The sequence below is a fragment of the Kribbella sp. NPDC000426 genome (assembly GCF_040300265.1).
In the GTDB taxonomy this organism is placed as follows: Bacteria; Actinomycetota; Actinomycetes; order Propionibacteriales; family Kribbellaceae; genus Kribbella.
The window spans coordinates 41,885-65,296 of sequence record NZ_JBEPDK010000008.1 but is presented as its reverse complement, the minus strand read 5'-3'; the positions used below and the strand labels follow the sequence as shown (position 1 = coordinate 65,296).

General features: G+C 69.4%; 23 protein-coding genes. 9 read left to right on the top strand and 14 right to left on the bottom strand.

The features are described from left to right. From ftsL to mraZ, 3 genes are all read right to left on the bottom strand, one after another. Positions 1–636, bottom strand: coding sequence for a cell division protein FtsL (ftsL, locus tag ABT313_RS34870; protein ID WP_350862634.1), 636 nt, complete (start codon positions 634–636; stop codon positions 1–3). Continuing rightward, positions 636–1,601: a 16S rRNA (cytosine(1402)-N(4))-methyltransferase RsmH gene (rsmH, locus tag ABT313_RS34865; RefSeq protein WP_350862631.1), complete on the bottom strand. Its 966-nt coding sequence runs from the start codon at positions 1,599–1,601 to the stop codon at positions 636–638. The genes ftsL and rsmH overlap by 1 nt, the downstream gene beginning before the upstream one ends. 218 nt (positions 1,602–1,819) lie before the next feature. After that, the gene (gene mraZ / locus ABT313_RS34860; protein WP_130446673.1) at positions 1,820–2,251 is read right to left on the bottom strand and encodes a division/cell wall cluster transcriptional repressor MraZ; all 432 of its coding nucleotides are present in this window, start codon (positions 2,249–2,251) and stop codon (positions 1,820–1,822) included. Between the two features lie 565 nt (positions 2,252–2,816). Between mraZ and ABT313_RS34855 the strand changes: the two genes are divergently transcribed. From ABT313_RS34855 to ABT313_RS34845, 3 genes are read left to right on the top strand one after another with little or no spacing between them, the layout of a single operon-like run. Continuing rightward, complete coding sequence (locus tag ABT313_RS34855) at positions 2,817–3,722, top strand: AAA family ATPase (protein ID WP_350863808.1); 906 nt, start codon at positions 2,817–2,819, stop codon at positions 3,720–3,722. Between the two features lie 3 nt (positions 3,723–3,725). Further along, positions 3,726–5,012: a DUF58 domain-containing protein gene (locus tag ABT313_RS34850; RefSeq protein WP_350862627.1), complete on the top strand. Its 1,287-nt coding sequence runs from the start codon at positions 3,726–3,728 to the stop codon at positions 5,010–5,012. Continuing rightward, the gene (locus ABT313_RS34845) at positions 5,009–7,366 is read left to right on the top strand and encodes a transglutaminase TgpA family protein (RefSeq protein WP_350862624.1); all 2,358 of its coding nucleotides are present in this window, start codon (positions 5,009–5,011) and stop codon (positions 7,364–7,366) included. The genes ABT313_RS34850 and ABT313_RS34845 overlap by 4 nt, the downstream gene beginning before the upstream one ends. 264 nt (positions 7,367–7,630) lie before the next feature. Here the strand turns inward: ABT313_RS34845 and ABT313_RS34840 are convergent, their stop codons facing one another. From ABT313_RS34840 to ABT313_RS34815, 6 genes are all read right to left on the bottom strand, one after another. Next, positions 7,631–8,047, bottom strand: a complete 417-nt coding sequence (locus ABT313_RS34840; protein ID WP_350862621.1) for an SCO2097 family morphological protein — start codon at positions 8,045–8,047, stop codon at positions 7,631–7,633. Positions 8,048–8,291: 244 nt separating this feature from the next. Further along, positions 8,292–9,377, bottom strand: coding sequence for a class I SAM-dependent methyltransferase (locus ABT313_RS34835; protein ID WP_350862618.1), 1,086 nt, complete (start codon positions 9,375–9,377; stop codon positions 8,292–8,294). Between the two features lie 80 nt (positions 9,378–9,457). Continuing rightward, positions 9,458–10,669: a DUF480 domain-containing protein gene (locus tag ABT313_RS34830; protein ID WP_350862615.1), complete on the bottom strand. Its 1,212-nt coding sequence runs from the start codon at positions 10,667–10,669 to the stop codon at positions 9,458–9,460. Between the two features lie 52 nt (positions 10,670–10,721). Further along, positions 10,722–10,970 (bottom strand): hypothetical protein, encoded by a 249-nt coding sequence (locus ABT313_RS34825; protein WP_350862612.1) that lies wholly within the window; start codon positions 10,968–10,970, stop codon positions 10,722–10,724. Between the two features lie 36 nt (positions 10,971–11,006). Next, entirely contained in the window at positions 11,007–11,480 is a 474-nt protein-coding gene (locus ABT313_RS34820) for an SAV_6107 family HEPN domain-containing protein (RefSeq protein ID WP_134098266.1), read from the bottom strand. Beyond that, on the bottom strand, positions 11,477–11,887 hold the full coding sequence (locus ABT313_RS34815; RefSeq protein WP_350862608.1) for a DUF6504 family protein: 411 nt from the start codon (positions 11,885–11,887) through the stop codon (positions 11,477–11,479). The genes ABT313_RS34820 and ABT313_RS34815 overlap by 4 nt, the downstream gene beginning before the upstream one ends. A gap of 340 nt (positions 11,888–12,227) precedes the next feature. Here ABT313_RS34815 and ABT313_RS34810 point away from each other — a divergent pair, with 340 nt between their 5' ends. After that, positions 12,228–12,791 carry a DM13 domain-containing protein gene (locus ABT313_RS34810; protein ID WP_350862605.1) on the top strand — a complete coding sequence of 188 codons (564 nt, stop codon included), beginning with the start codon at positions 12,228–12,230 and terminating at the stop codon, positions 12,789–12,791. A gap of 10 nt (positions 12,792–12,801) precedes the next feature. Continuing rightward, positions 12,802–13,272 carry a YbaK/EbsC family protein gene (locus ABT313_RS34805; RefSeq protein ID WP_350862602.1) on the top strand — a complete coding sequence of 157 codons (471 nt, stop codon included), beginning with the start codon at positions 12,802–12,804 and terminating at the stop codon, positions 13,270–13,272. Here the strand turns inward: ABT313_RS34805 and ABT313_RS34800 are convergent. Both ABT313_RS34800 and ABT313_RS34795 read right to left on the bottom strand, forming a co-directional pair. Next, positions 13,265–13,990, bottom strand: a complete 726-nt coding sequence (locus ABT313_RS34800) for a nucleotidyltransferase domain-containing protein (RefSeq protein ID WP_350862600.1) — start codon at positions 13,988–13,990, stop codon at positions 13,265–13,267. The genes ABT313_RS34805 and ABT313_RS34800 overlap by 8 nt on opposite strands. 10 nt (positions 13,991–14,000) lie before the next feature. Beyond that, on the bottom strand, positions 14,001–15,932 hold the full coding sequence (locus tag ABT313_RS34795) for an N-acetylmuramoyl-L-alanine amidase (protein WP_350862597.1): 1,932 nt from the start codon (positions 15,930–15,932) through the stop codon (positions 14,001–14,003). Between the two features lie 161 nt (positions 15,933–16,093). Here ABT313_RS34795 and ABT313_RS34790 point away from each other — a divergent pair, with 161 nt between their 5' ends. The 3 genes from ABT313_RS34790 (at position 16,094) to ABT313_RS34780 (ending at position 20,326) form a co-directional block, all read left to right on the top strand. Then, on the top strand, positions 16,094–16,705 hold the full coding sequence (locus ABT313_RS34790) for a DUF4126 domain-containing protein (RefSeq protein ID WP_350862594.1): 612 nt from the start codon (positions 16,094–16,096) through the stop codon (positions 16,703–16,705). Next, a complete protein-coding gene (locus tag ABT313_RS34785) occupies positions 16,705–18,012 on the top strand; it encodes a phytoene desaturase family protein (RefSeq protein WP_350862591.1) in 1,308 nt (435 codons plus the stop codon). Before ABT313_RS34790 ends, ABT313_RS34785 begins: the two co-directional genes overlap by 1 nt. Before the next feature lie 91 nt (positions 18,013–18,103). Continuing rightward, positions 18,104–20,326 (top strand): HelD family protein, encoded by a 2,223-nt coding sequence (locus ABT313_RS34780; RefSeq protein ID WP_502884051.1) that lies wholly within the window; start codon positions 18,104–18,106, stop codon positions 20,324–20,326. On the opposite strand, the gene ABT313_RS34775 is transcribed toward ABT313_RS34780, so the two are convergent. Continuing rightward, positions 20,323–20,862, bottom strand: a complete 540-nt coding sequence (locus ABT313_RS34775; RefSeq protein WP_350862585.1) for a SixA phosphatase family protein — start codon at positions 20,860–20,862, stop codon at positions 20,323–20,325. The two genes, ABT313_RS34780 and ABT313_RS34775, sit on opposite strands and share 4 nt — an antisense overlap. A gap of 4 nt (positions 20,863–20,866) precedes the next feature. After that, positions 20,867–21,784, bottom strand: coding sequence for a methylenetetrahydrofolate reductase [NAD(P)H] (gene metF / locus ABT313_RS34770; protein WP_350862583.1), 918 nt, complete (start codon positions 21,782–21,784; stop codon positions 20,867–20,869). Between the two features lie 58 nt (positions 21,785–21,842). Between metF and ABT313_RS34765 the strand changes: the two genes are divergently transcribed. After that, positions 21,843–22,925: a polyprenyl synthetase family protein gene (locus tag ABT313_RS34765; protein ID WP_350862580.1), complete on the top strand. Its 1,083-nt coding sequence runs from the start codon at positions 21,843–21,845 to the stop codon at positions 22,923–22,925. 3 nt (positions 22,926–22,928) lie between these two features. Here the strand turns inward: ABT313_RS34765 and ABT313_RS34760 are convergent, their stop codons facing one another. Next, the gene (locus ABT313_RS34760) at positions 22,929–23,348 is read right to left on the bottom strand and encodes a helix-turn-helix domain-containing protein (RefSeq protein ID WP_350862577.1); all 420 of its coding nucleotides are present in this window, start codon (positions 23,346–23,348) and stop codon (positions 22,929–22,931) included. Positions 23,349–23,412 lie beyond the last annotated feature (64 nt).

The window sequence follows — 23,412 nt, the reverse complement described above, 5'->3', positions numbered from 1 at the left end:
TCATCCCCGTGTGGTCGTAACAGGCTTCTTCGTCGTACCCGTCGGCGGCTTGGTGGTGCCCGCCGGCGGCTTGGTCGTTCCCGCCGGTGGCTTGGTGGTGCCGGCCGGCGGCTTCACCGGAGTCGTCGTGGTCGGCTTCACCGGAGTCGTCGTGGTCGGCTTCACCACCGGCGGCTTGGTGGCGGTCCCGGTCGGAGTACCCGGGCCGAACATCGCCGTACCGGTCCCGGCCTTGCCCTCCGCCGGCACACCGAGCACCCGCCCGTCGGACAGCCGCAGGAACACCGGGTTCGGGTTCGGAACCATGCCCATCCGCAGCGCGCGGTCGGACAGGTTCTGCGGCGACTCCAGCGTGCGCACCTGCTTCTCCAGCTGCTCCTGCTGGTCGCGCAGCTGATCCGCCTGGGCGCTCAGCTTGGTGACCTCGAAGGTCCCGCTCTGCAGCTGCGTGTTCAGCAGCAGCAGACCGACCAGGCCGGCGGCCAGCAGCGACACCACGAAGATGACGAACGGCATCCGCGGCGGCCGGAACGGAGCGCCGTACACCACCCTGAGCCGCGGCTCGGAGCGCTTCTTGGCTGCTCCACTGGTGACCGGCGTCACCCGCGCCTTCTGCGGGCTGAAGACAGTACTCATCAGGCCACCAGTCCTTTCTCCCGGATACGTGTCGCCGCCCGCACCCGAGCGGAGGCGGCCCGCGGGTTCGCCGCGACCTCTTCCTCGGTCGGGCGCTCGGCGCCGCGGGTCAGTAGTTTCAGATAGGGCTCATGCCCGGCGGGGATCACCGGCAGGTCGTCCGGTACGTCGGTCTTCGTGCCGGCCGCGAACGCCTGCTTGGTGATCCGGTCCTCGAGCGAGTGGTAGCTCATCACCACGATCCGCCCGTGCAACGCCAGCGCCTGCAGGGCTGCCGGCAGCGCCCGGCGCAGTACGTCGAGCTCGCCGTTCACCTCGATCCGCAGCGCCTGGAACGTCCGCTTCGCGGGGTGTCCCCCGGTCCGCCGGGCCGCCTGCGGGATCGCGTTCCGCACCAGCTCGGACAGCCGCGCGCTGTTCGTGAACGGCTCGGTCTCCCGCTCGCGCACGATCCGGTCCGCGATCCGGCGGGCGAACTTCTCCTCGCCGTACTGGAACAGGATCCGGGCCAGGTCGGCCGCGCTGTAGGTGTTGACGATGTCGGCCGCCGTGGTCGGGCCGGTCGGGTCCATCCGCATGTCCAGCGGCGCGTCCTGGGCGTACGCGAACCCGCGGTCGGCCTCGTCCAGCTGCATCGACGAGACGCCGAGGTCGAACAGGATCCCGTCGATCGCCGGTACGCCGAGGTCCGCGAGCGCCCGCGGCAGCTGGTCGTACACCGCGTGCACGAGCGTGATCCGGTCCTCGTACGGCTGCAGCCGCTCACCCGCGAGCCGCAGGGCGTTCGGGTCCCGGTCGAAGCCGATCAGCCGGATGTCGGGGAACTCCCGCAGGAAGGCCTCGGAATGACCGCCGAGCCCGAGGGTCGCGTCGACGAAGACAGCGCCCGGATGCGCGAGTGCCGGCGCCAGCAGCGCGACCACGCGCTCCAGCATCACCGGCACATGCCGCTCCGCAGCGTTCATCCTCGACCCTTCCCGTCGCCCGCGGGAGCGACCCTGCCCCCGCAGGTCTTGTGTGTGCGTAGACAGCACCGTCCGGTCAGATCGCGGGTACGCCTCCCGGGGAAGTACCTGCTGGTCTTGGCGCCGGGGAAGTGGCGTCAACACTGCAGGTCGGAAGTCGGACCCGTGATCTCACCGGACGGTCGGTGTGTCCTCGCACTCTGTTCAGCTATGTGCTTCTAGAAGATGCCTGGCAGCACTTCCTCGGAGAGGTCGGCGAACGCCTGCTCCTGCTCCGCGGAGTACCGGTTCCAGTTCTCCGTGTTCCAGATCTCCACCCGGTTCATCGCCCCGATGACGACGCAGTCGCGATCCAGTGACGCGTAATCGCGCAACATCGGCGGGATGGTGACCCGGCCCTGCTTGTCCGGCATCTCGTTGGAGGCGCCGGCGAACAACATCCGTAGGTAGTCCCGCGCACCTTTGTTGGTGATCGGAGCCTGCTTCAACTGCTCGGTCAGCTGGACGAACTCACGCTCCGGCCACACGGACAGTGATCGCTCCTGCCCACGTGTGATCACCAGACCGTCGGCCAGCTCGTCGCGGAACTTCGCCGGCAGGAACAGCCGGCCCTTGTCGTCGAGCTTGGGGAAGTGAGTTCCGAGGAACACGCTCCACCTCCCCGTTGCGGACTTTCCGACTCAGGCGAGTGTTTCCACCACTTCAGTTCCACTGCGCTCCACCTTACTCCACTTTCCACCACCGTCAACCAACTTCCGCCCCATTCCGCCCCCGCGCCGCCTGAATCCACGCCTGCATTCCCGCGTGTCGCTGCCGCATCAGCCGTTGAGTCCTCCACTTCGCTCCCTTTCCTTCCTCCACTTCGCTCCACCGCGGTCCTCCACTCCCCTCCACCGGGACCGGATGAACCATTCGGCGCGATTCGCCGTGAACCTTCTACCGGCTCCGGACGTCGTACGGCGCACGCACGCTTTTCCCGCCCGTACGCTTGGAGGGACGACTCCGACCCCGTGAGGGCGTGCGCCGATGAACACCGAAACGCCAGGTAACGAAACCCCCGCCGCACTAGGCCCGACCCCTACAGCGGGTGAGAATGTGTCGGCAGTCAACGAATGGGGAGGACACAGAGTGAGCACCACCGCGACCAGCTCGCCGCTGGCAGGAGCCGGGGACTTCGACGAGCTGTCCGAGGTGGCGGGCCGCGTCCGCCGGGCCATGGAGCAGGTGATCGAGGGCAAGACCGACGTGGTCGAGGTCGCCATCACCGTGCTGCTGGCCGAGGGACATCTGCTGATCGAGGACGTGCCGGGCGTCGGCAAGACGATGCTGGCGAAGGCGCTGGCGAAGTCGATCGACTGCACCGTGCGCCGGATCCAGTTCACGCCGGACCTGCTGCCGTCGGACATCACCGGCGTCTCCGTCTTCAACCAGGAGATCCGCGACTTCGAGTTCAAGCCCGGCGCGGTGTTCGCGAACATCGTCGTCGGCGACGAGATCAACCGTGCCTCGCCGAAGACCCAGGCCGCGCTGCTGGAGTCGATGGAGGAGCGCCAGGTCACCGTCGACACCACGACGTACCACCTGGACGCCCCGTTCATGGTCATCGCGACGCAGAACCCGATCGAGATGGAAGGCACCTATCCGCTGCCCGAGGCGCAGCGCGACCGGTTCATGGCCCGCGTCTCGATGGGTTACCCGGAGCCGGCCGCCGAGCTGCGGATGCTCGACGGGCACGCCGCCGACGACCCGCTGCAGAGCCTGCAGCCGGTCACCGACGGCCAGCAGATCCTGCGGCTGGTGAAGACGGTGCAGTCCGTGCACGTGTCCGAGTCGGTGAAGGAGTACGCCGTCGCCCTGGTCGGCGCGACCCGGCGGTCGCAGGAGCTCCGGCTCGGCGCCAGCCCGCGGTCGACGCTGCACCTGATCCGGGCGGCGCGTGCGGCGGCCGCGCTCGACGCACGCGAGTTCGTACTGCCCGACGACATCCAGGAGCTCGCGGTGCCGGTCCTCGCGCACCGGGTGCTCCCAGCGGCTGAAGCGCATCTCGGTGGGCGCGGTGCAGCCGACATCATCTCCGGGCTGGTGTCCAGCGTGGCCCTCCCCCGCACCCGCCGGGACTGAGACATGCGGCAGGCACTGCGCGGACTGACCACGAGAGGGCGGGCGTTCGTCGCGGCCGGTCTCACCGCATCGCTGTGCGCGCTGCTGCTCGGGCAGAAGGACCTGCTGCGCGTCGGCATCCTGCTCGCGGCGCTGCCGGTGGTCGCCGCCCTCGTCGTCGGCCGGACCCGGCTGCGCCTGCAGGTACGGCGCAGCCTCGCGCCGGACCAGGTCCCGGTCGGGACCCAGGCGACCGTGGAGCTGACCCTGAGCAACCAGGGCCGGATGCCCGCGGGTCTGCTGCTGCTCGAGGACCGCATTCCTTATGTACTAGGTCACCGGCCGCGGTTCGTCGTCGACCGCGTCAGCCCGAACTGGCGTCGTACGGTCACCTACCCGGTCAAGTCCGACGTCCGCGGACTGTTCCAGGTCGGGCCGCTGATGCTGACGGTGGCCGACCCGTTCGGGCTGGTGGAGACCAGCCGGACGTTCACGCGCAGCCAGCACCTGCTGGTCACGCCGCGGGTCTACCGGCTGCCGGAGATCCGGCTGGGTGCGGACCGGGCCGGCTCCGGTGAGAACAGGCCGCGGGCAATCGCCTCTGCTGGTGAAGAGGACGCGACGGTCCGCGAGTACCGCGACGGTGACGACCTGCGCCGGGTGCACTGGCGGTCGACCGCTCGCCGCGGTGAGCTGATGGTCCGCCGTGAGGAGCAGCCCTGGCAGAGCCGGTGCGCACTGTTCCTGGACGCGCGGACGATCTCGCACCACGGGCACGGGCCGTCATCCAGCTTGGAGTGGGCGGTCAGTGCGGCCGCGTCGGCCGGCATCGACCGGATCCGGCGCGGGTACGTGACCACGATGCTCGGCGGGCCGACCACACTGTCCGCCATCACGCACCGGACGTCCGCGTCGGTGCATCAGCCGCTCACCCAGCAGGAGCTGCTGACCGAGTGCGCGACCGTCGAAGAGCACAAGTACGCCGAGCTCGCGCCACTGCTGACCGTCGACCGGCACGCGCAGGAGCCGAGCCTGGTGATCGCGATCCTCGGCGCCTGCAGCCCCGACGACGTCATCGCCCTGAACCGCTGGCGGACCAGCCAGGCCACCGGTGTCGTCCTGCTGCTCGACGCCGCGAGCTGGGCGGTCGGCGCCGAGGCGACCGAGAAGGCGGCCCGGCTGACCGCCGCCACCGACGCAACTGAAGGCGAACTACGCCGCAACGGCTGGCGAGTAGCCAGGGTCCGCCGCGGCGACCACCTACCGACCGTGTGGTCCGGCTTGGGGCTACGGAGCGGAAGAATCGCATGACAGGCCATGCCCGTATTTCGATAGCTGCTTGGGGAGCGACCGTTCTCGGGTCGCTCGTGCTGACGCCGGTGTTCTCCGGGCCGTTCCTGTTCATCAGCGCGTTCCTGTGCGCGGTGGTGACGGCGATCGGCGTGCTGCTGCAGAACCTGCGGACACCGCGGATCGTCGTACCGATCGTCCAGCTGTTCGCGCTGGTGGAGCTGCTGTCGCTGTTCTTCCTGCACGGGACGATGAAGTTCGGGCTGATCCCGTGGAAGGCGACCGCACTCGAGTTCAACTCGCAGATGGTCGACGCGATGGACTCGATCAACCGGTTCAGCGCGCCGCTGCCGCAGGACCCGCACCTGACCTTGTTCGCGGTCTCGGTGATCACGGCGACCGGGCTGCTGGTCCACATCATCGCCGTACAACTGCGGCAGGCCGCGTGGTCGGGCTTGCTGCTGCTGATCATGTACACCGTGCCGGCCGCGACCGTGCACGGCGGTCTGCCGGCGTTGCTGTTCATCCCGCCGGCGATCGGCTACATCATCCTGCTGTCCGCGGAAGGCCGCAGCCGGCTCAGCCGCTGGGGCCGCCGGATCTCCGGCGTCTCGCACCTCGACGCGGCCGAGCCGGTCGAGGCCTCCGCACTCGGTCAGGCGGGTCGCCGGATCGGGCTGACCGTGGTCGCGATCGCCGCGCTGCTTCCTGCTCTGCTGCCTGCGCTGCCGGAAGGTGTCATCGGCAACGGCCTGGCCGGCGGCGGTACCGGCAACGGGCTCGGCGCGTCGATCTCGTCGACCGACCCGATGCTCGACATGGGCAGGAACCTGAAGCGCGGCGACAACGTCGTCGCACTCACGTACAAGGGCGGTCCGGCCGGCGGCACGTACCTGCGACTGACCGCGCTCGACCTCTTCGACGGCAGCACCTGGCGGATCTCACCGCGGCCCGACGGGCACAAGATCACCGGCGACCTGACGCCGCCGCCCGGGTACTCCGGTGATCTGTCGAAGGTCTCGCAGAGCAGCATGGAGATCGACGTCACCCGGACGTTCCGCTCCCAGTTCGCCCCGGTGCCGTATCCGCTGCACTCCATCTCGCTGAAGAAGGACTGGCAGTACAACGACGAGGCGCTGGACGTCGTGTCGACCAACGGGTCGATCGTCGCGGGCAAGAAGTACAAGCTCACGTCGTACGACGTACAGCCGACGCCGCAGCAGTTGCACGACTCGATCACCACCGGCGGCCCGGACCAGTACACGCTGGTGGTTCCGCAGAAGACGCCGAACGACATCAAGCAGAAGACGTTCGAGGTCACGGCCGCCGCCGGGGACAACAAGTTCGAGGCCGCGGTGCTGATCCAGAACTGGTTCCGCAGCGGCGACTTCACCTACAGCACCGCGAACGCCAAGGGCAGCGGGATGACCGCGCTCGAGGACTTCCTGCTGAGGAGCAAGACCGGGTACTGCGAGCAGTTCGCGACCGGGATGGCGCTGATGGCGCGGATCATGGGGATCCCGTCCCGGGTCGGGATCGGCTTCCTGCCCGGGCAGGCCGGTAAGGACGGCGAGTTCACCGTCCGGATGCACGACATGCACGCGTGGCCGGAGCTGTACTTCCAGGGCGTCGGCTGGGTCCGGTTCGAGCCGACCCCGTCCGCCCGCGTCTCCGCGACGCCGAACTGGACGGTGCCCGCGACCCCCGACCCGACCAGCCCGACGACCGCGCCGACCAACCTGCCGAGCACGCCCGGCGCCGGCGAGACCCCGGGCATCGACAAGCCGCGGCACGACCCGAACCTGCCGGACCAGAGCTCCGTCGGGATCGTTGACTCCGGCAACTGGTTCACCAACGGCGGAGGGCAGATCCTGGCCGGCGTACTCGGTGTCGGTCTGCTGCTCTGCATCCCGTGGATGATCCGCGCGGCGACCCGGCGGCGGCGCTTCCTGCGACCGCCGGGACGGGAGGGCGCCGAGGGGCTGTGGGCGGAGATCCGCGACACGGCTCGAGATCTGGGCCTCGACTGGTCCGAGATCTCCACACCTCGCCAGACCGGCCAGTGGCTGCTCACCAAGCTCCCTGACGAGACCCATCCGGCGGCCCGCAAACTGGCCCGCGGCATCGAGGCCCTCCGGTACGCCGGCGAGTCGGATCCTGAGCTGGACCTCCGCCCCGAGGCCTCCGCGATCCGCAAGGCTCTCTGGTCGCGGGCACCTCGCCGCCGGCGCTTCCGAGCCCGTTTCCTGCCACCGTCCTGGCGCTGGTACCTGAACCGAGGCAGCACAGAAGCGTCCGACCTCCTCGACGAGTTCGACCTACTCCTGGCCCGCCTACGCTCCCTGGTCCTCCCCAAGCGCCCTCACACCAACTAGCAGCCAGAGGTGCGTGAGGAGCCACTCACGCACCTCTGGCTGACGGCAGGTCGGCACGCCAGACCCCAGCCGCGTGCGCCGCGCCCACCCGCACGCAAGCTCAGCCGCGCCACAGCACTCAGGCCGCGCCAAGCGCACCCGCACGCCTACCACCCGACGCGGAGCGTCGGCGCTGCACCAGCGCGGCTGGCGCCTTCTGCTTGACCTCGGGGAAAGCAGCACACCCGTGCCGCGGGGGCACGGGTGTGGGGAAAAGGCTGTGGGTTAGAGGTCCTCGTCGCGGCGGCGGCGCCAGCGGTCTTCCATGCGTTCCATGAAGCTGCCGGAGGAGTCGTGCTTGGTCCGGTGGCGTTTGGTCGGCGGCGGCGGTGGGATGTCGTCGGACTCCCCCGCGTTGCTGATCCGCTTCATGCTCAGCGCCGCGATGTACAGGCACGCGACCATCATCACGAAGCCGACGACGCCGATGATGGTGTTGGGGATGATCGCACCGGTCATCAGTACCGCGATGCCCAGCACAAATCCAACGCCGGCAAGCACTGCCCGCCGCTTGTAGTACAAGCGCACATTGGTTCCCCGCATGGCGGAAACGAACTTCGGGTCTTCCGCAGCGAGGGCGCGTTCGAGCTGCTCGAACTGGCGCTGCTCTTCTTCCGAGAGGGGCACCGTCGATCCCTCCATGATGAGCGCGATCTCGATAGGCCGCCTTCAGTCTAGGCCGCAGGTGGCTGACACGAAACCCTGACCGGCTGTCCAGCGCGTCACGGTCCGGCAACTGCCCCGGCAGAACCGGTTCCAAACCCATGTATTCCGGCGTGTCGCTCACAGTCGGTTCACAGCAAAGTCCCCGTGACCGTGCCTCAGGTAGCCCGCCGGTCACCCTCTGTCGCGATCTGCCGGGTACGCCGGGCAACCGGCGTACAGCTCAGCGCGTGGCGAGAATGTGCAGCTGGGTGGCCAGCGCGCGGAACGCCGGGTGCTGGCTCGCGGCCCGCTCGAGCTCGGCCAGCGAGTCCGCGGCGCCCGGCTCGGAGTCGACGAACGCGGCCGGCACCAGGTCGGCGAATGTCCGCACCCCGTGCACCGTGTGCACCATGAATCCGGCATCGGCCAGCTGCGCCGTGATCCCGGCCTCGTCGAACCGCCGCGGCATCGGATCGGTCGCACCCCAGCGCCCGTCCGGGTCCTGCAGCGCGATCCGCGCCTCGGCCAGGTGACCCGCCAGCGCCCGGGCCAGGACGACCGCGTTGCGCTGGGCAACAAGCAGACTTAGTACGCCGCCCTCCCGCAGTACCGACGCCATCGCCTGCAGCGCCTGGACCGGGTCATCCACGACCTCGAGTACGCCGTGGCACAGCACAGCGTCGGCGCTCGACTCCCCCGCCAGCCCCGGGAGCTCCGCCGCGTCGCCCTGCACACCGCGCACCAGCTTGCTCACGCCCTCGTCGCTGGCTCGTCGCTCGAGCGACGCCAGCGCGTCCGGGCTCGGATCGACGACCGTCACGCGGTGGCCTTCGACCGCCAGCGGAACCGCGAACCCGCCGGTGCCGCCGCCGAGGTCGACAATATCGAGCCCGCCGTCCAGCCCGCCGCCCGGATCGGTCCGGCTCCGGCCCGCCAACGCTACGCGCAACGCCTCGCCCACCAACGCCGTACGCACGCTCCGCCGTCGCCGATCCACCATCAACCCTCCAGCCAGTCCCCCATCACCACCGCCGCGCCACACCCTACTTCCACCCCGCCCCGGACCCGGTAGACGGATCCCGTCCACCCGCACGCGCCAACCGCCGTAAGCCATCTTCAGCAAGTCCTTCGACGAGCCGGACGAACAACGTTCGCCGGACAAGACGAGAGTCGACGTCGTCAAACTGCCAGGCGCCAGTGTCGCCCGGCTCACCTTCCAGCCGGGCTGGCGCTGGTCCGAGTGCATCCGGCCGGTCATCGGCGGCGAGTCGTGCCAGGTCCGCCACGTCGGGACGCTGCTCTCCGGCGAGATGGAGGTCGTGCACAACGACGGCACCAAGGCACAACTGGTCCCAGGCACTGCATACGTCATCGAACCCGGGCACGACGCCTGTGGAGCAGGGCTTGTCAGGAGGGTGTGCGGGCGATGACGTAGAGGCGGCGGGTGGTTTCGGAGCGGGTGGGGATGGGGCCTCGTAGGTACCACTCGATGTCGACTAGGCCGGCGGTCTCGACGACGTTGACGACCTGGGTCGGGTCGTGGAGGACGTAGTCGAGGTTGACCTCGTGGCCTAGGAACTCCTCGACGTGGCGGACCTCTGCGCCGGCGTGGAGTGCGAGCACCAGCCAGCCGCCGGGATCGAGCGGGCGGGTCAGTGCGGCGATCGCGTCGGGGAGTTCCGACGCGGCGAGGTGGATGAGCGAGTACCAGGCGAGCACCGCGGCCCACCCGGAGCTGGTCGGCGGGCGACCGAGTCGACGGAGGTCGCCGACCTCGAACGTGCGATCCGGGAAGCGCCGCCGGGCCTCGGCGACCATCTCCGGCGAGATGTCGACCCCGGTGGCGTCGACGCCGTACTCAGCCAGGTACGCCGTGATGTGGCCCGGCCCGGAGCCGACCTCGACCACCGGCAAACCGTTGGCCTGGGCAACGACCCGGTCGAGCAGCCACCGCTCGAACGGCAACCCGTCGAGCTCGTCGAGCAGCTCGTCCGCATACGCCGTAGCCACCGCGTCGTACGACGAGCGCACCCGGGCGTCACGTGCTTCGGAGCCATCAGCGATCACCGTGTCGCGGTCAACCGACTCGACGGCGGCCACTGCTTCCTCTTCGGGCACCGGGCCGAGGAGGTGGATCCACCGGCGGTCGTGCTGACCGGCGCGGCGCTCCAACTCACGCACGAGGGGCTCGGGGCGTGCGGCCATCCGCCGCAGGCATGCCTCGACGTCGGTCCGGTCGTCGAACTTGTGCAGCCGCTCGGTCCGCGTCCGCAGCTCACCGGGCGCCTGCGCACCGCGGAGCAGCAGGACGGTGATCAGCGCACGCTCGTCAGGCTCGAGCCCGAGCCTCTCGTCGAGGGTCTGGTGGTACTTCAACGTCCGCCGGCCGGTGTCGACCCAGACGATCCGCAGCAGCTCGCGATCCCGCAGCGACCGCGCGACCCGCTCAACGGTCCCCTGGTCGTAGTCGACGACCGGATCGCGATTGCTGGTCTGATTGCACGCCGTCCGCAGGGCGTTAGCGGTGAGCGGGTACGACGCCGGCACGGTCGCCTGCTTCTCCAGCAAGCTCCCCAGCACCCGCTGGTCCTCAGCATCCAGAACAGGAAGGTCACTCACCTGGCTGACCTTAGTTGCCTCCTGGTGCCAGCGAGGAGCAGCGGATGGGTGATCAGCCAGGTTGATAGGTCTCCGGAAGCGTCAGCGGCTCGAAAGCGGTGCCGTTGCAGGCCGAGCACAGGGCGTCGTCCAGCATGCCGGAACCCGCGCACTGGGTGCAGAGGCCGTCATGCCAGGTCTGATCGGTCAGCGAATGGTGGGGACGCGGGTAGTGGGTGTCAGGCAGGTAGCACTCGGCGCCGGTGTGGGCGTGCACACGACCGCACAGGTCCTTGCCCAGGCCTCTCGGCTGTTCGTTCACGGTCGGGATCTCCTCAGTGCCTCAGCGCTCAGTGGTTCAGCTGGCTTGCATCCAGGGTTGGGTCAGAACGGACTGCGGGTCGGTGGTGGCCGTGAGCACCGGGGTGGTGGACAGTCGCAGGCTGGCCTCCACCTGGCCGTAGAAGGTGTCGACCGCGCGGACCAGGTCGTCGGCCTCACGGGTGGTGACGGCACGCTCCAGGCCGGCCTCGGCGGCGGCACGCTGGGACGCGCCGGCGGCGAAGAACGTCGCCCACTCGCCGAACTCCGGGGCGACCTCGGCCAGCAGCACCCAGGCGTTGCGCTGGACCCGGCGGCGGCTGCCCGAACGGACCGGGCGGGCGCGGACGGCGAGCACCGCGGCCGCGACCCGGAGCGCCGCGACGTGGGCGCTCGAGTAGCGGATGAGGTGGTCGGTGGTCTCCGTGGCCTCGGCCAGCGCGGCGCGGGCACGGGACAGCTCTCGGCTGGCCGCGCCGGCAGCTGCCGGCGATACCGGTGAAACAGTCATCGGTCGGTCACCCTCTCCAGTTGCCAACGACCCGAGTGCGGGTCGTGGGCGAGATCGAACAGCTCACGACGGCCATACCGCCCGGAGCCTGCTTCTACCCGGAACACCGTGCGCTCCGGCCCCCAGTCCGCGTCCAGTACCCCGACAGCCGCGGAGCAGGCCTCGGCGACCATGGCCGCGTCGATCCGGGCCGGCAGCACATCGGACTGCGCCGGGCGCTGGGCACGTGGGTCGTGGATCGTTCCCGGGCCGATGATGCCGCGCTCCCACCAGGCGGCGGTCTCGGTCCACTGGGACTTCAGCGCGGTGACCCGCCAGAGGCGGCCGCGCCAGAGGAACTGGTCCGGGGTCTCGATGCCGTCCACGAACACCGAGTGCACCTCGACAGCGTCGTCGAACTCCCACATGGCCCATCGCCTCCTCTGTACACGCTTCCCCTGTTGCACTGCTGGGTCCGAGGCCCGGCGGGCGAGCCCGGGGTGGGGGTCGAGGTCCACCCCGGTGCCCGGCCCGCCGGGACCACCGGATTCCGATGCGGCCGCAACTCCGCACCGGAGCCGTCCAGCTGTCCGGCTCGCCCCGATCCGGCCTCCCGACGAAACCGGGGCCGAGGCAATCGAACATCTGTTCGAACACTGGAAGCGTATCGTCGCCCGCCGACAATCGTCAACGGCCCGTAATTCCGGCGCGTCGCCACGCGACGCCTCCGCAGGCCAGACTGGAGAACCCGGGACGGAAGGACGAACGATGCGGAGACGGGCAGCGGTCATCACCGCGACGGCGGTCGCCGTCGTGGTCGCGGCGGTCGCGCTGCCGCTCTTCCAGCCGTGGCGGCTGCTCACCGACAGGGTCGTCGACGAGGCGCTGCCCGGCACTGCTCCGATCTCCACGACTTCATCGTCGACCACGCCACCGACAGTTTCTGAGCGCCCGGCAAAACCAGGGCCGGTTGTCAAGCCCCGGCCGAAGATTCTCCTGACCGGGAAGCTGATCAGTCACGAACACCGGACGTCCGGCACGGCCGCCGTCCTCGTCCTGCCCGACGGCAGCCGGGTGCTCCGGATCGAGGACCTCGACACGTCCGACGGTCCCGACCTGAAGGTCTGGCTGAGCGACGCCGAGGTGATCCCCGGCCGACCGGGCTGGCATGTCTTCGACGACGGCGCCTATCGGAGCCTGGGCCGCCTCAAGGGCAACCACGGCAACCAGAACTACCCGATCCCGGCCGAGGTGAAGCTCGGGGACTTCCGCAGCGTGGTGATCTGGTGCGACCGCTTTAACGTGTCGTTCGGCGCGGCCCCGCTCGCATAAGCTCACCAGGGTGAGCAGTCATCCCAATGTGCAGAAGGTCGCCGACGCACTCGCGGCGGCAGGCGCCACCGGCGAGATCGTGATCCTGGACGAGGCGGTGCCGACGGCGGCGGCCGCGGCGGCAGAGCTCGGCTGCGAGGTCGGCGCGATCGCGAACAGCCTGATCTTCGACGGCGACGGCGGACCGGTTCTCATCCTCACCTCGGGCGCGCACCGGGTGGACACGGCGAAGGTCGCCGCCGAGCTCGGGATCGGCAAGCTGAAGCGGGCCACGCCGGAGTTCGTGAAGGAGCACACCGGTCAGTCGATCGGCGGCGTCGCCCCGGTCGGCCACCCGGGCCGCGTCCCGACGTACGTGGACACCGCCCTCGAGCAGTACGACGTCATCTGGGCCGCCGCCGGCATCCCGCACTCGGTCTTCCCGACGACGTACGGCGAGCTGCTCAAGCTGACCGAGGGGACGGCCGTCACGGTCAACTGAGTACGGCGGGAATCGCCGTACTCAGGAACCGCCGGGCCAGCACGCCCCGACGGTGCCGCCACCACGGCGACGTCCGAGGCACTGGTCCGTAGCGGCGTGCCTTGATGTCGTCGACAACTGACACGGGAGCCCCGAGACCGGGCAGTACGTCGAGCGCGGCGCGCTTGGTGATCAGGTCGCCCGTCGCCAGCGTCACGTGGGCACGGGCGAGCGTGAGCAGGCTGAGGTCGACCCAGATGTCGGCGTACCAGTTGGTGCGTTTGCGGGTCGCCGGGAGCCAGAACTCCCGCTGGTCCCGCCGGACGAAGGCGAAGAGTTCCTCGTCCGTCGTCGCCGGCAACAGCTCCGCGGGTGTCGGGCCGAACAGCGTGCGGTTGCCGATGGCAAGCTCTCGTCGGGTCACCGGGGTCACCGGCCGGTCGAAGTACCGCTCCTGGGCGAACGTCGGATGCCGCACCGAGAGGTCGGTCAGCTCGGTCATGTAGGAGCAGTGCAGCTTCTTCGCAAGCGGTGAGTCGCGCATCAGCTGCCGGTGTACGTCGGCGACAGCAGCTGGCGGCGGTGACGACGTCACGGCGACCACGTCGAGGTCACTGCGGCCCAACTGGTAGTCCCCCAGTGCCAGTGAGCCGTGCAGCCAGACCGCCTCGACGGGGGCGACTTTGCGTATGGACGTGACGAAGCCGTCCAGCAGTTGCTGGACGGCTTCGTCGGTCACGTGCGACAGACTAGATCGCCGGGCGGACGTCTACGTCGGCAGCCCGTACGTAGGCCATCCGGTGGCCGAACCAGATCTGGTAGTACTTGTCCTTTCCGAGCACCTGGACGTGGTCGGCCGGCGGTTGCCCGTCGAACGTCACGGCCCGGTAGTAGTCGGTCTCGATGTTCAGGTCACCGACCGGGTAGGACTGCCCGGCGCCGATCGAGTACTGCAGCGGCGTCACCGTCTGGTACGGGATGCCGGCCGGGTACGCCGACTGCTCCGGGTACGCACGGCCGTACACCGGCACCGACGTCTTACCCGCCTTCGGCTTGACGACCAGACCCGGCTTGGCGAAGGCATCCGGTGCGTTGACCGGGCTCTTGAACCAGCCCAGCGCGCCGAGGTACCAGACCGCCACCCAGTCGCCCTGACGCTGCGCCACGACGTACTGCGAACCCGCTGCGGCCCGTGAGCCCATGTCGGACACGTCAGTGGTGCCGTCGATCCCAGTGGGGTGCAAGCCGATGTCCTTGACCAGCGGGGCGTTGTCGTCCGGCGACTGGCGCAGGTAGACGAAGTTGGTGCCCTGCGGCGTGCACGTGGTGTTCGGCGCGTCGCAGTTGGAGACGACCTGGATGTTGCTGGCGAAGCCCGGCTTGATCGTGACGATCGAGCCGACGCGGACCGGGAAGACCTTGTGCCCGTAGATCGGCGCGCCGAGCAGATCGAAGTAGTGCTCCCAGTCCCAGTACGGTCCCGGGTCCCAGTGCATGCCGGCGACCGTGGACGGGACCGTGCCCGGCACCTGGTCGTGGCCGATGATGTGCGCGCGGTCGAGCGGGATGTTGTTCTTCGCGGCCAGGTACTTCACCAGCTTGGCCGAGTTGCGGTACAGCGACTCGGTGAACCAGGTGGCGCCCTGCGGTGCGAAGCCCTCGTGCTCGATGCCGATGCTGTGCATGTTCACGTACCAGTTGCCGGCGTGCCAGGCGACGTCCTTGGCCTTCACGTGCTGCCAGGTGTGTCCGTCGGACGACCGCATGGTGTAGTTCCAGCTCACGTACGTCGGGTCCTGCACCAGGTTCAGCACGCCCTGCCAGGTGCCCTCGGTGTCGTGGATGACGATGTAGTCGATCTTGCCGGTCTTCGGCCGGTTGGCGAGGTCGTGGTTGCCGTAGTCACCGGCGGTGCCGAACTCGGAGTACGGCGCAGGCAGCCACTCGCAGCCGAGCGTCGGCGGGCACTCCACGTCCGACTTCGACGGCTGGACTCCGGCCGGCAGCGACAGCTTGGCGACCTGCGCCTTGTCCGGCTTGACGGCGACGGCCGGCATCACGATCTGCTGGCCGGTGTTCGTCGTCCGGGCTGCGCCCTTGGCCATGATCGAGTAGACGTCGTCGGCGAACCCGGCAGCGCCGACCTTGTCGCCGGCCTCGGCGTACGACGCCACCGCGCCGTACCACTCGGCCGGTGAGGTGGTCGCGCCGACCGGCAGGCCGAGCGACTTCTGGTACGACGCCAGCACCGCGGCGCCGCCGTTGATGTTCGCGGTGATGTCGGTGCGCAGCGAGGACGCGTCCAGCCCGGTCAGCTCGGACGCCTTCTTCAGCGTCTGCAGCGACTCGGCGGTGGCGACCTTCTGCTTGCCGGACAGGTCGGCCACCTCGGACGCACCCAGCGAGGTGAGGTGCATGGGGCCGTAGCCACCTGACGTGCTCGGCGCGCCGGCGTGGTCGTCCCAGCGCGACTCGGCGTACGAGACCGCCAGCAGCACGGACTCCGGTACGCCGTACTTCGCAGCGGCCGCGCTGTACGCCGTAGCGGCGACGGCGGACGGTGCGGGCTTCACAGGCGCAGGTGACGCCTCGGCGGGTGGACCTCCCAACGACACGCCGACCAGGGCGGCCGGCAGCGCTACCGCAGCGAGTGCGGCAAGAATCTTCGGACGACGCAGCATGATGTTCTCCTGAACCCCTCGGGCGGGTGCCGGTCACACAGACTGGCAGCCTAGTCACTGTGAGTCGAGGCGACGCGGATGTCAACGGTTAACCAAAACTCACGTTCACGGGTTCGATACTGACGAAATAGTGCGGCAACTGAGGGTTACGGAGCAGGACATTGGAAGCGCTGCCGCTGGCGGTCACGACTGGCTGGGCCAGTGGCGTGAATGCCTATGTCTGCGTGCTGATTCTCGGTCTGCTGGGCCGGTTCGCCGGCGCCGACGACGTACCGCACGCGCTGACCACGACCCCGGTGCTGATCGCAGCGGGTGTTCTGTTCGCGTTCGAGTTCGTCGCCGACAAGATTCCGTACGTCGACTCCGCGTGGGACGCGATCTCGACGGTGATCCGGCCGACGATCGGCGCGATCCTGGCCGCCATGCTGGCCGGCCAGGCGAACTCGCTGCACCAGGCGATCATCGCGACGACAGGTGGCCTGGTTGCGCTCCTCTCGCACTCGGTGAAGGCCAGTCTGCGGCTCGCGATCAACACCTCCCCCGAGCCGGTCACGAACATCGCCGCGTCCTCCGGTGAGGACGTGGCGGTCGCCAGTGTGGTGACGCTGGCCGCCTTCCACCCGGAGGCCGCGCTGATCGTCGCCGGCATCCTGCTGATCCTCGGACTGATCGGGGTGTACTTCGCATTCCGGTTCATCCGGCGCGGGTATCGCAGGTTCAGAGCCTGGCGCGAGAGACGAAGTACCCCTGCGACTGGGAGCAGTGCTGCCTGATGGCGAACGTGATTGTTGTCGGGGCCGGTCTGGCCGGTCTCGCCAGTGCGGTGCGGCTGGCCAAGCTGGGCCACCAGGTCACCATCTGCGAGCAGAACGAGCATCTCGGCGGAGTGCTGGGCCGAGTCGAAGCAGACGGCTTCACCTGGGACGCCGGCGCAGCCAGTACGACGCTGCCGGCCGCGCTGCGAGACCTGTTCCGCAAGAGCGGCCGTCCGATCGAGAGTCTGGTCCAGCTGGAGCCGGTGACCGAGCCACGCCGCCACATGTTCACCGACGGCTCTGTGCTCGACCTGCCGATCAGTGACCGCGGCCTGCAAGAGGAGGCCTGGACCGACCTCGCAGGTGCGGCTGTGGCCGAGCAGTGGACCGCCCTGGTCGACTCGTACGGCGACACGTGGCAGATCCTGCGGAAGACCTCACTCGAGCCACCGCTCGAGGACAAGCTGCCCATCAAGACGATCCGGGCTCTCAAACCCTGGCAGTCGCTGGAGAAGGTCGCGCAGCGCGAGTTGAGCGACAACCGGGCCCGTGCGGTACTGCGGCACTTCGCAGCCCAAGGCGGTTCGGACGCCACCCTCACGCCCGGGTACGTCGGCGTCTGGTCGTACCTGGAGCGCACGTTCGGCCGCTGGACCATCGCAGGCGGCTTCGGCGCACTGGCCGACGCTCTGGTGCAGCGGGCCAGCGAGCGGAAGATCACCGTCCACACCAGCGCAGAGGTGGTCGCCGTGACGACGACCGGCGGCGCGGTGACCGGCGTACGGCTCACTGATGGCACAGAGCTTCCGGCAGACGTTGTAGTGAGCGACATCGACCCGCGGGTGCTCTACGAGAGCTTCGTGGCGGACCCGGCGGCCAAGAAGGTTCGCAAGCGGATCCTCGCGACCCACCAGGCCCAGGCGGCGTACGTCGTCCACCTCGGTCTGAAGGATCCAGTACCGGACCTGCCGTTCGAGACCGTGCTGCACGGGACGCCGACGGTCGTGGTGCGCACGGGCGGTACGGCGCCGGCCGGTCACCAGGCGTGGTCGGTGCTGGTCCACGGCTACCCGACCGACGACGTACTGGACCTGCTGGTCGCGCGCGGGCTGCCCGTCCGGGACAACGTGGTCTCACGGCAGACCTCGCCGTCCTGGTGGGCCGGCGTGGCCTGGGAGGGCTACAAGACCGCCCGCCGCCGCGCCTCGAACGTGTCGCCGGTGAAGGGTCTGTACTGCGTCGGCGCGGGCGCGCATCCGGGCTCCGGCGTGCCCGCCACCACGCTGGGCGCCGCGATTGTGGCCGACGCCATCGGGAAGGCCTGAGGCCGCGGTGGGGTTGGACAGGGGAACAAACTAAGATTGGTTGTTCCTGTGTTCTGTGTCGGGGTGGTGCCCGGCGGTAGAGAGGACCTCGGTGGATCAAACCCCCACATCGGCCGATCACGACAACTTTGACAGCGTGGAGCGGGCGGAGCTGGCGGCTGAGCAACAACACATCGACCGGGTGTACGGCCGGGTCGAGGAGGCCGCGCGGTCCGCGTCCCGGATCGCCGTCGAGGGCCACCAGCGTGGCCAGGCGCAGAACGTCGGCCGGGTCCGCGACGAGGAGCAGACCGGTCTGTACGAGCGGGACGTGCTGGTGTTCGCCGCTGCCCGCCGGATCGCGGAGCTCGACGCCGAGCACGAGGGCCTGGTCTTCGGCCGGCTCGACTCCGACCGCGGCGACGACGAGCCGGCGGCCGGGACCGCGGCCGATCTCGACAAGCTGTACGTCGGCCGGATCGGTGTCCGCGACGCGGAGTACGAGCCGCTGGTGATCGACTGGCGTGCGCCCGCGGCCGAGCCGTTCTACCGGGCCACCGCGACGGACCGGCAGAAGGTCGTCCGGCGCCGCGTACTGCGGAACAAGGGCCCGCGGATCGTCGGACTCGAGGACGACCTGCTGGCGCCCGAGCGCGCGCCCGAGGACCTGCCGGTGATGGGTGAGGGCGCGCTGATGGCCTCGCTGTCGCGGGCTCGCGGTCACACGATGCGCGACATCGTCGCCACCATCCAGGCCGAGCAGGACAAGGCGATCCGGGCGCCGGCCCGTGGCGTCACCGTCATCGGCGGTGGACCAGGCACTGGCAAGACCGTGGTCGCCCTGCACCGGGCGGCGTACCTGCTCTACAGCGACCGCAGGCGCTTCGAGCGCGGCGGCGTACTGGTCGTCGGGCCGTCTGCTGCGTTCATGGCCTACATCGAGCGCGTGCTGCCGAGCCTTGGCGAGAACACGGTGTCGCTGCGGGCTGTCGGTGAGCTGGTCGACGGTGTGAAGGCCACGGCGGTCGACGAGGCCGACGTGGCCGCGATCAAGGGCTCGCTGCGGATGCGGGCCGTGCTGTCGCGGGCTGCGCGCGACCGGGTGCCGAACGCACCGACCAACCTTCGCGTGTTCCTCGGCGGCGCCACGATCGAACTGGATGCCAACCAACTCGACAACGTACGCCGGAATGCCCTGCGCCGGACTGCTCGCAACAAGGCAGCCAGTGAGGCTCGCAAGGGTCTGATCGCCGCACTGTGGCAGCGGTTCCCGGAGGACCTGCGCACCGGACCGCTGGGCGACCGTGAGGCGTTCGGTGATCGCGTGGCCGACACTCCGGCGTTCCGGACGTTCTTCAGTCAGTGGTGGCCGGTGGTGACACCGGAGTCCGTGCTGCGCTGGCTCGGTGACCCACGCCGGCTGCAGCGCTGGGCACGGAACGACCTGACTCCGGCAGAGATCGACGCGCTCGCCAGAGGCATCCGTACGACGAACGAGTTCACCATCGCTGACGTGGCGTTGCTGGACGAGCTGAGCACGTTCCTCGGTCGGCCGCCGGTTCAGGAGAACACCGATGAGGAGTTCGACTGGCTGGAGGGGCTGAGCGACGGCGTCAACGAGGTGCTGACCAGCTCCGAGCGCCGTGCCCGGGCCGCTGCCGCCCGGGAAGCGGAGGAGCCGGAGGAGTACGCGCACGTCCTGGTGGACGAGGCGCAGGACCTCTCCCCCATGCAGTGGCGGATGGTCACCCGGCGCGGACCGCAGGCCAGCTGGACGATCGTCGGCGACCCGGCGCAGAGTTCCTGGCCGGACCCGGACGAGGCGCGCGCCGCGATGGACTCGATGCTCTCGCACCTGCAACGGCACTCGTTCCGGCTGTCCACCAACTACCGGAACTCGGCCGAGATCTATTCGTTTGCCGGTGAAGTGATCAAGCAGTCCATCCCCGATGCGGACCTGCCCAACGCGGTCCGCAGTACCGGAGTGAAGCCGGAGCACCGGATCTTCGACGACGGCAAAGTCTCCGAGGCCGCCGCCGACGCCGCCTCCGAGCTGCTGCAGCTGGTCGAGGGAACGGTCGGCGTCATCGTGCCGCCGAAGCTGCGCCCCGCCGTCGACCAGGTGCTCGCCGAGCTGGGCGATCCGCGCGTCGTCGCACTCAGCCCACTGGAGTCCAAGGGCCTCGAGTACGACGCCGTCGTAGTCGTCGAGCCAGATCGGATCGTGAGCGACACGCTCGGCGGAGTACGGGCGCTCTACGTCGTCCTGACCCGTGCAACCCAACGTCTGATTACCATCAACAGCACGACCCGCTGGCTACCGCACAACAGTTAGCCGCGGGGTACGACGTACTGGACGAGGTCGGCGTCGTTTGCGGCGAGGTCCGGCCAGCGGCAGGTGAGGTGCAGGATCGTGAGACCTGACGTCGGGTACTTCTGGGTGAGCTCGACGCGCTCCGGGCTGGTGCCGTCCAGCGCCAGCTCGTCGGCCAGCCACGGGATGCCGGGCGCATGGCCGACGACGATCACGGTGCGGGCCTCGGCCGGGGCCTCGTGGATGACGTCGAGGAGTCCGTCGGCGTCGGCGCTGTAGATCCGCTTGTCGTACCAGACGTCGGCCGCGGTGACGCCGGCCTCGGCGACGTACTTCCAGGTCTCGCGGGTGCGCTTCGACGGCGAGCACAGCACCAGGTCCGCTTCGATGCCTTGGGCAACGAGATGCCGGCCGGCCGCGGCGGCGTCGGCGCGGCCCCGGTCGGCGAGCGGCCGGTCGAGGTCGGGCAGGTCCGGCCTCGACTCGGGCGGCACCGCCTTGGCGTGCCGGAGCAGGACGAGAGTGCGGTCGATCAGCAGGTCCGACGGGTCAGCCATTGCGTCAGGATACGACGGTAGAGCTGAGGTTGCGGAAGACCTGACGGGTCGCTGTCGACCGGTTCAGCGTGATGAAGTGGATGCCCGGCGCTCCGCCGGTCAGCAGCCGTTCGCAGAGCTCGGTCGCGATCTCGATGCCGACCTCGCGGACCGCGGCCGGCTCGTCCTCGACCGCGAGCAGCCGGGACGTCACGGCCTCCGGCAACGCCATCCCGGTGAGCTCGGCCATCCGCTGGATCTGCTTGATGTTCGTGACCGGCATGATGCCCGGCAGCACCGGCATGTCGCAGCCGAGCGCGGCGGAGCGGTCGACCAGCCGGAAGTAGTCGTCGGCGCCGAAGAACATCTGCGTGATGGCGTAGTCGGCGCCGGCCTGGGCCTTGGCGGCGAGCACCTGGGCGTCCGCCTCCAGCGAGGTCGCTTCCGGGTGCTTGTCCGGGAACGCGGCGACACCGACGCTGAAGTCGCCGAGTGAACGGATCAGCTCGACCAGCTCGACCGCGTGGTTGAGGCCCTCGGGGTGCGCGACCCACGGCTGGTTCGGCCCGCCGGGCGGGTCGCCGCGCAATGCGAGCATGTTCCGGACGCCGGCTCCGGCGTACGCGCCGATCACCGAGCGCAGTTCGTCGCGCGAGTGCGAGACGCAGGTCAGGTGACCGAGCGGGGTCAGCGACGTGTCCTGGGCGACCCGCTCGGTGACCCGGATCGTGCCGTCGCGGGTCGTCCCGCCGGCGCCGTACGTGATCGAGACGAAGGTCGGGTGCAGCTGCTCGATCTCACGGATCGACCGCCACAGCACCTCCTCCGCCTCGGGCGTCTTCGGCGGGAAGAACTCGAACGAGAACGACCGGTCTCCGGACGCAAGCAGTTCACGGATCGTCGGCGCCCCGCCGGGACGCGTCGAAGGAAGCCCGTTCGCCATGCCGCACAGGTTACCCGCGGTGGTCGGCGCTGTCTGCCCACCGACTACGCTCCGAGACGTGGCCAGTGATGTGGTTGGTGAGGTGGATATCCCGGGCGGGATCCAGCGGGCGCTGAGCAGGTTCCTGGACCGGCAGGAGGAGCGGCTGGCGGCGCTCGGGCCGGAGCTGACCGAGCAGGTGCAGGCCGCGCGGGACGCGACCAGCGGCGGCAAGCGGCTGCGTCCGTCCTTCTGCTACTGGGGTTTCCGGGCCGCGGGCGGTGATCCGGCGCTGCCGATCCTGACCGCCGCGGCCAGCCTGGAGATGCTGCATGTCAGCGCGCTCGTCCACGACGACGTGATGGACTCCTCCGACGTACGACGAGGTGCGCCGGCCGCTCATCGCCGGTTCGAGGCGCTGCAGCGAGAGCGGGCCGAGAAGAGCGGCCACGGCGGGGACCCGGTCAGCTTCGGCGTCGGGGCGGCGATCCTGCTCGGAGACCTGTGCCTGATCTGGGCCGACGAGTTGTTGCACACCTCCGGGTTCGACGCGGCAGCGCTGGCCCGGGCCGAGAAGTACTTCGACGCAGTGCGCGTCGAAGTCACCGCCGGGCAGTACCTCGATCTATTGGCGCAAGCGAGCGGCGAGTCCGACATGGACCTGGCCTTGCGGGTACTGCGGTACAAGTCCGCGACGTACACGATCGAACGTCCGCTTCATGTGGGCGCGGCGCTGGCCGGGGCCGACTCGCGGTTGATCTCGTCGTTGTCGGGCTACGGGCTGCCGCTGGGCGAGGCGTTCCAGTTGCGGGACGACCTGCTCGGCGTCTTCGGTGATCCGGCGGTCACCGGCAAGCCGGCCGGGGACGATCTGCGCGAGGGCAAGCGCACGGTCCTGATCGCGTATGCGATCGACCACGCGTCCGAGGTCCAGCTGGCCGAGTTCGACCGGCTGTTCGGGCGGCCGGACCTGGACGACGACGAGGTCCAGCTGCTGCGCGAGATCCTGCAGGACTCCCGTGCCGTCCAGGCCTGCGAGGACCTGATCACCAACCGCACCGAGGATGCGCTCGATGCTCTGGACGAGGCGCAGCTCGCCGACGACGCGAGCCGCAAAGCCCTGACGGACCTGGCGATCGCGGCGACTTCCCGCTCGGTGTAGCTGTTACTGCTCGGCCATCAGATTGATGAGCCGCAGCAGGTCGGCGGTGGCAGGAAGGTTGCCGAGGACGATGACCTTGAGCACGGCACGGTCCTCGTCGTAGATGGTCTCGGCCTTGAGGTTGACCGCCTCGGGCTGGTTGAGCGCGCCGAGGATGTGCGTGGTGATGCGGTCCGCAGTCGCGCGATCGACGGCGTCGATGTGGACGATGCTGGAGGCTTCGACGTGCCGGGCGGACCGGTCGACGTCGACCACGGCGGTGGGGGCGCCGGTGAACTTCTCGAGGTCCTCACGGGTGATCCGGTACTGCTTGCCGATCCGCACGGCCTTGAGCCGGCCGTCGCGGACGTAGTTCCGGATCGTGCGAACGTGCAGCCCCAGCCGATTCGCCACCTGCTCGACCGAGTACAGCTCCTGCGCCATCTCACTAGACTATGGCAAGTTCCTTAGAATTCCCTATAAATGGCTAGGTAGGGATAGATAGGGT

What these genes read in the sequence shown, in the direction of transcription:
- ABT313_RS34775 (WP_350862585.1), bottom strand. Translation starts at nt 20,862, where the DNA reads ATGGCTGACCCGTCGGACCTGCTGATCGACCGCACTCTCGTCCTGCTC.
- ABT313_RS34850 (WP_350862627.1), top strand. Translation starts at nt 3,726, where the DNA reads ATGCGGCAGGCACTGCGCGGACTGACCACGAGAGGGCGGGCGTTCGTC.
- metF (WP_350862583.1), bottom strand. Translation starts at nt 21,784, where the DNA reads ATGGCGAACGGGCTTCCTTCGACGCGTCCCGGCGGGGCGCCGACGATC.
- ABT313_RS34845 (WP_350862624.1), top strand. Translation starts at nt 5,009, where the DNA reads ATGACAGGCCATGCCCGTATTTCGATAGCTGCTTGGGGAGCGACCGTT.
- rsmH (WP_350862631.1), bottom strand. Translation starts at nt 1,601, where the DNA reads ATGAACGCTGCGGAGCGGCATGTGCCGGTGATGCTGGAGCGCGTGGTC.
- ABT313_RS34810 (WP_350862605.1), top strand. Translation starts at nt 12,228, where the DNA reads ATGCGGAGACGGGCAGCGGTCATCACCGCGACGGCGGTCGCCGTCGTG.
- ABT313_RS34855 (WP_350863808.1), top strand. Translation starts at nt 2,817, where the DNA reads ATGGAGCAGGTGATCGAGGGCAAGACCGACGTGGTCGAGGTCGCCATC.
- ABT313_RS34795 (WP_350862597.1), bottom strand. Translation starts at nt 15,932, where the DNA reads ATGCTGCGTCGTCCGAAGATTCTTGCCGCACTCGCTGCGGTAGCGCTG.
- ABT313_RS34815 (WP_350862608.1), bottom strand. Translation starts at nt 11,887, where the DNA reads ATGTGGGAGTTCGACGACGCTGTCGAGGTGCACTCGGTGTTCGTGGAC.
- ABT313_RS34820 (WP_134098266.1), bottom strand. Translation starts at nt 11,480, where the DNA reads ATGACTGTTTCACCGGTATCGCCGGCAGCTGCCGGCGCGGCCAGCCGA.
- ABT313_RS34840 (WP_350862621.1), bottom strand. Translation starts at nt 8,047, where the DNA reads ATGGAGGGATCGACGGTGCCCCTCTCGGAAGAAGAGCAGCGCCAGTTC.
- ABT313_RS34760 (WP_350862577.1), bottom strand. Translation starts at nt 23,348, where the DNA reads ATGGCGCAGGAGCTGTACTCGGTCGAGCAGGTGGCGAATCGGCTGGGG.
- ftsL (WP_350862634.1), bottom strand. Translation starts at nt 636, where the DNA reads ATGAGTACTGTCTTCAGCCCGCAGAAGGCGCGGGTGACGCCGGTCACC.
- ABT313_RS34785 (WP_350862591.1), top strand. Translation starts at nt 16,705, where the DNA reads ATGGCGAACGTGATTGTTGTCGGGGCCGGTCTGGCCGGTCTCGCCAGT.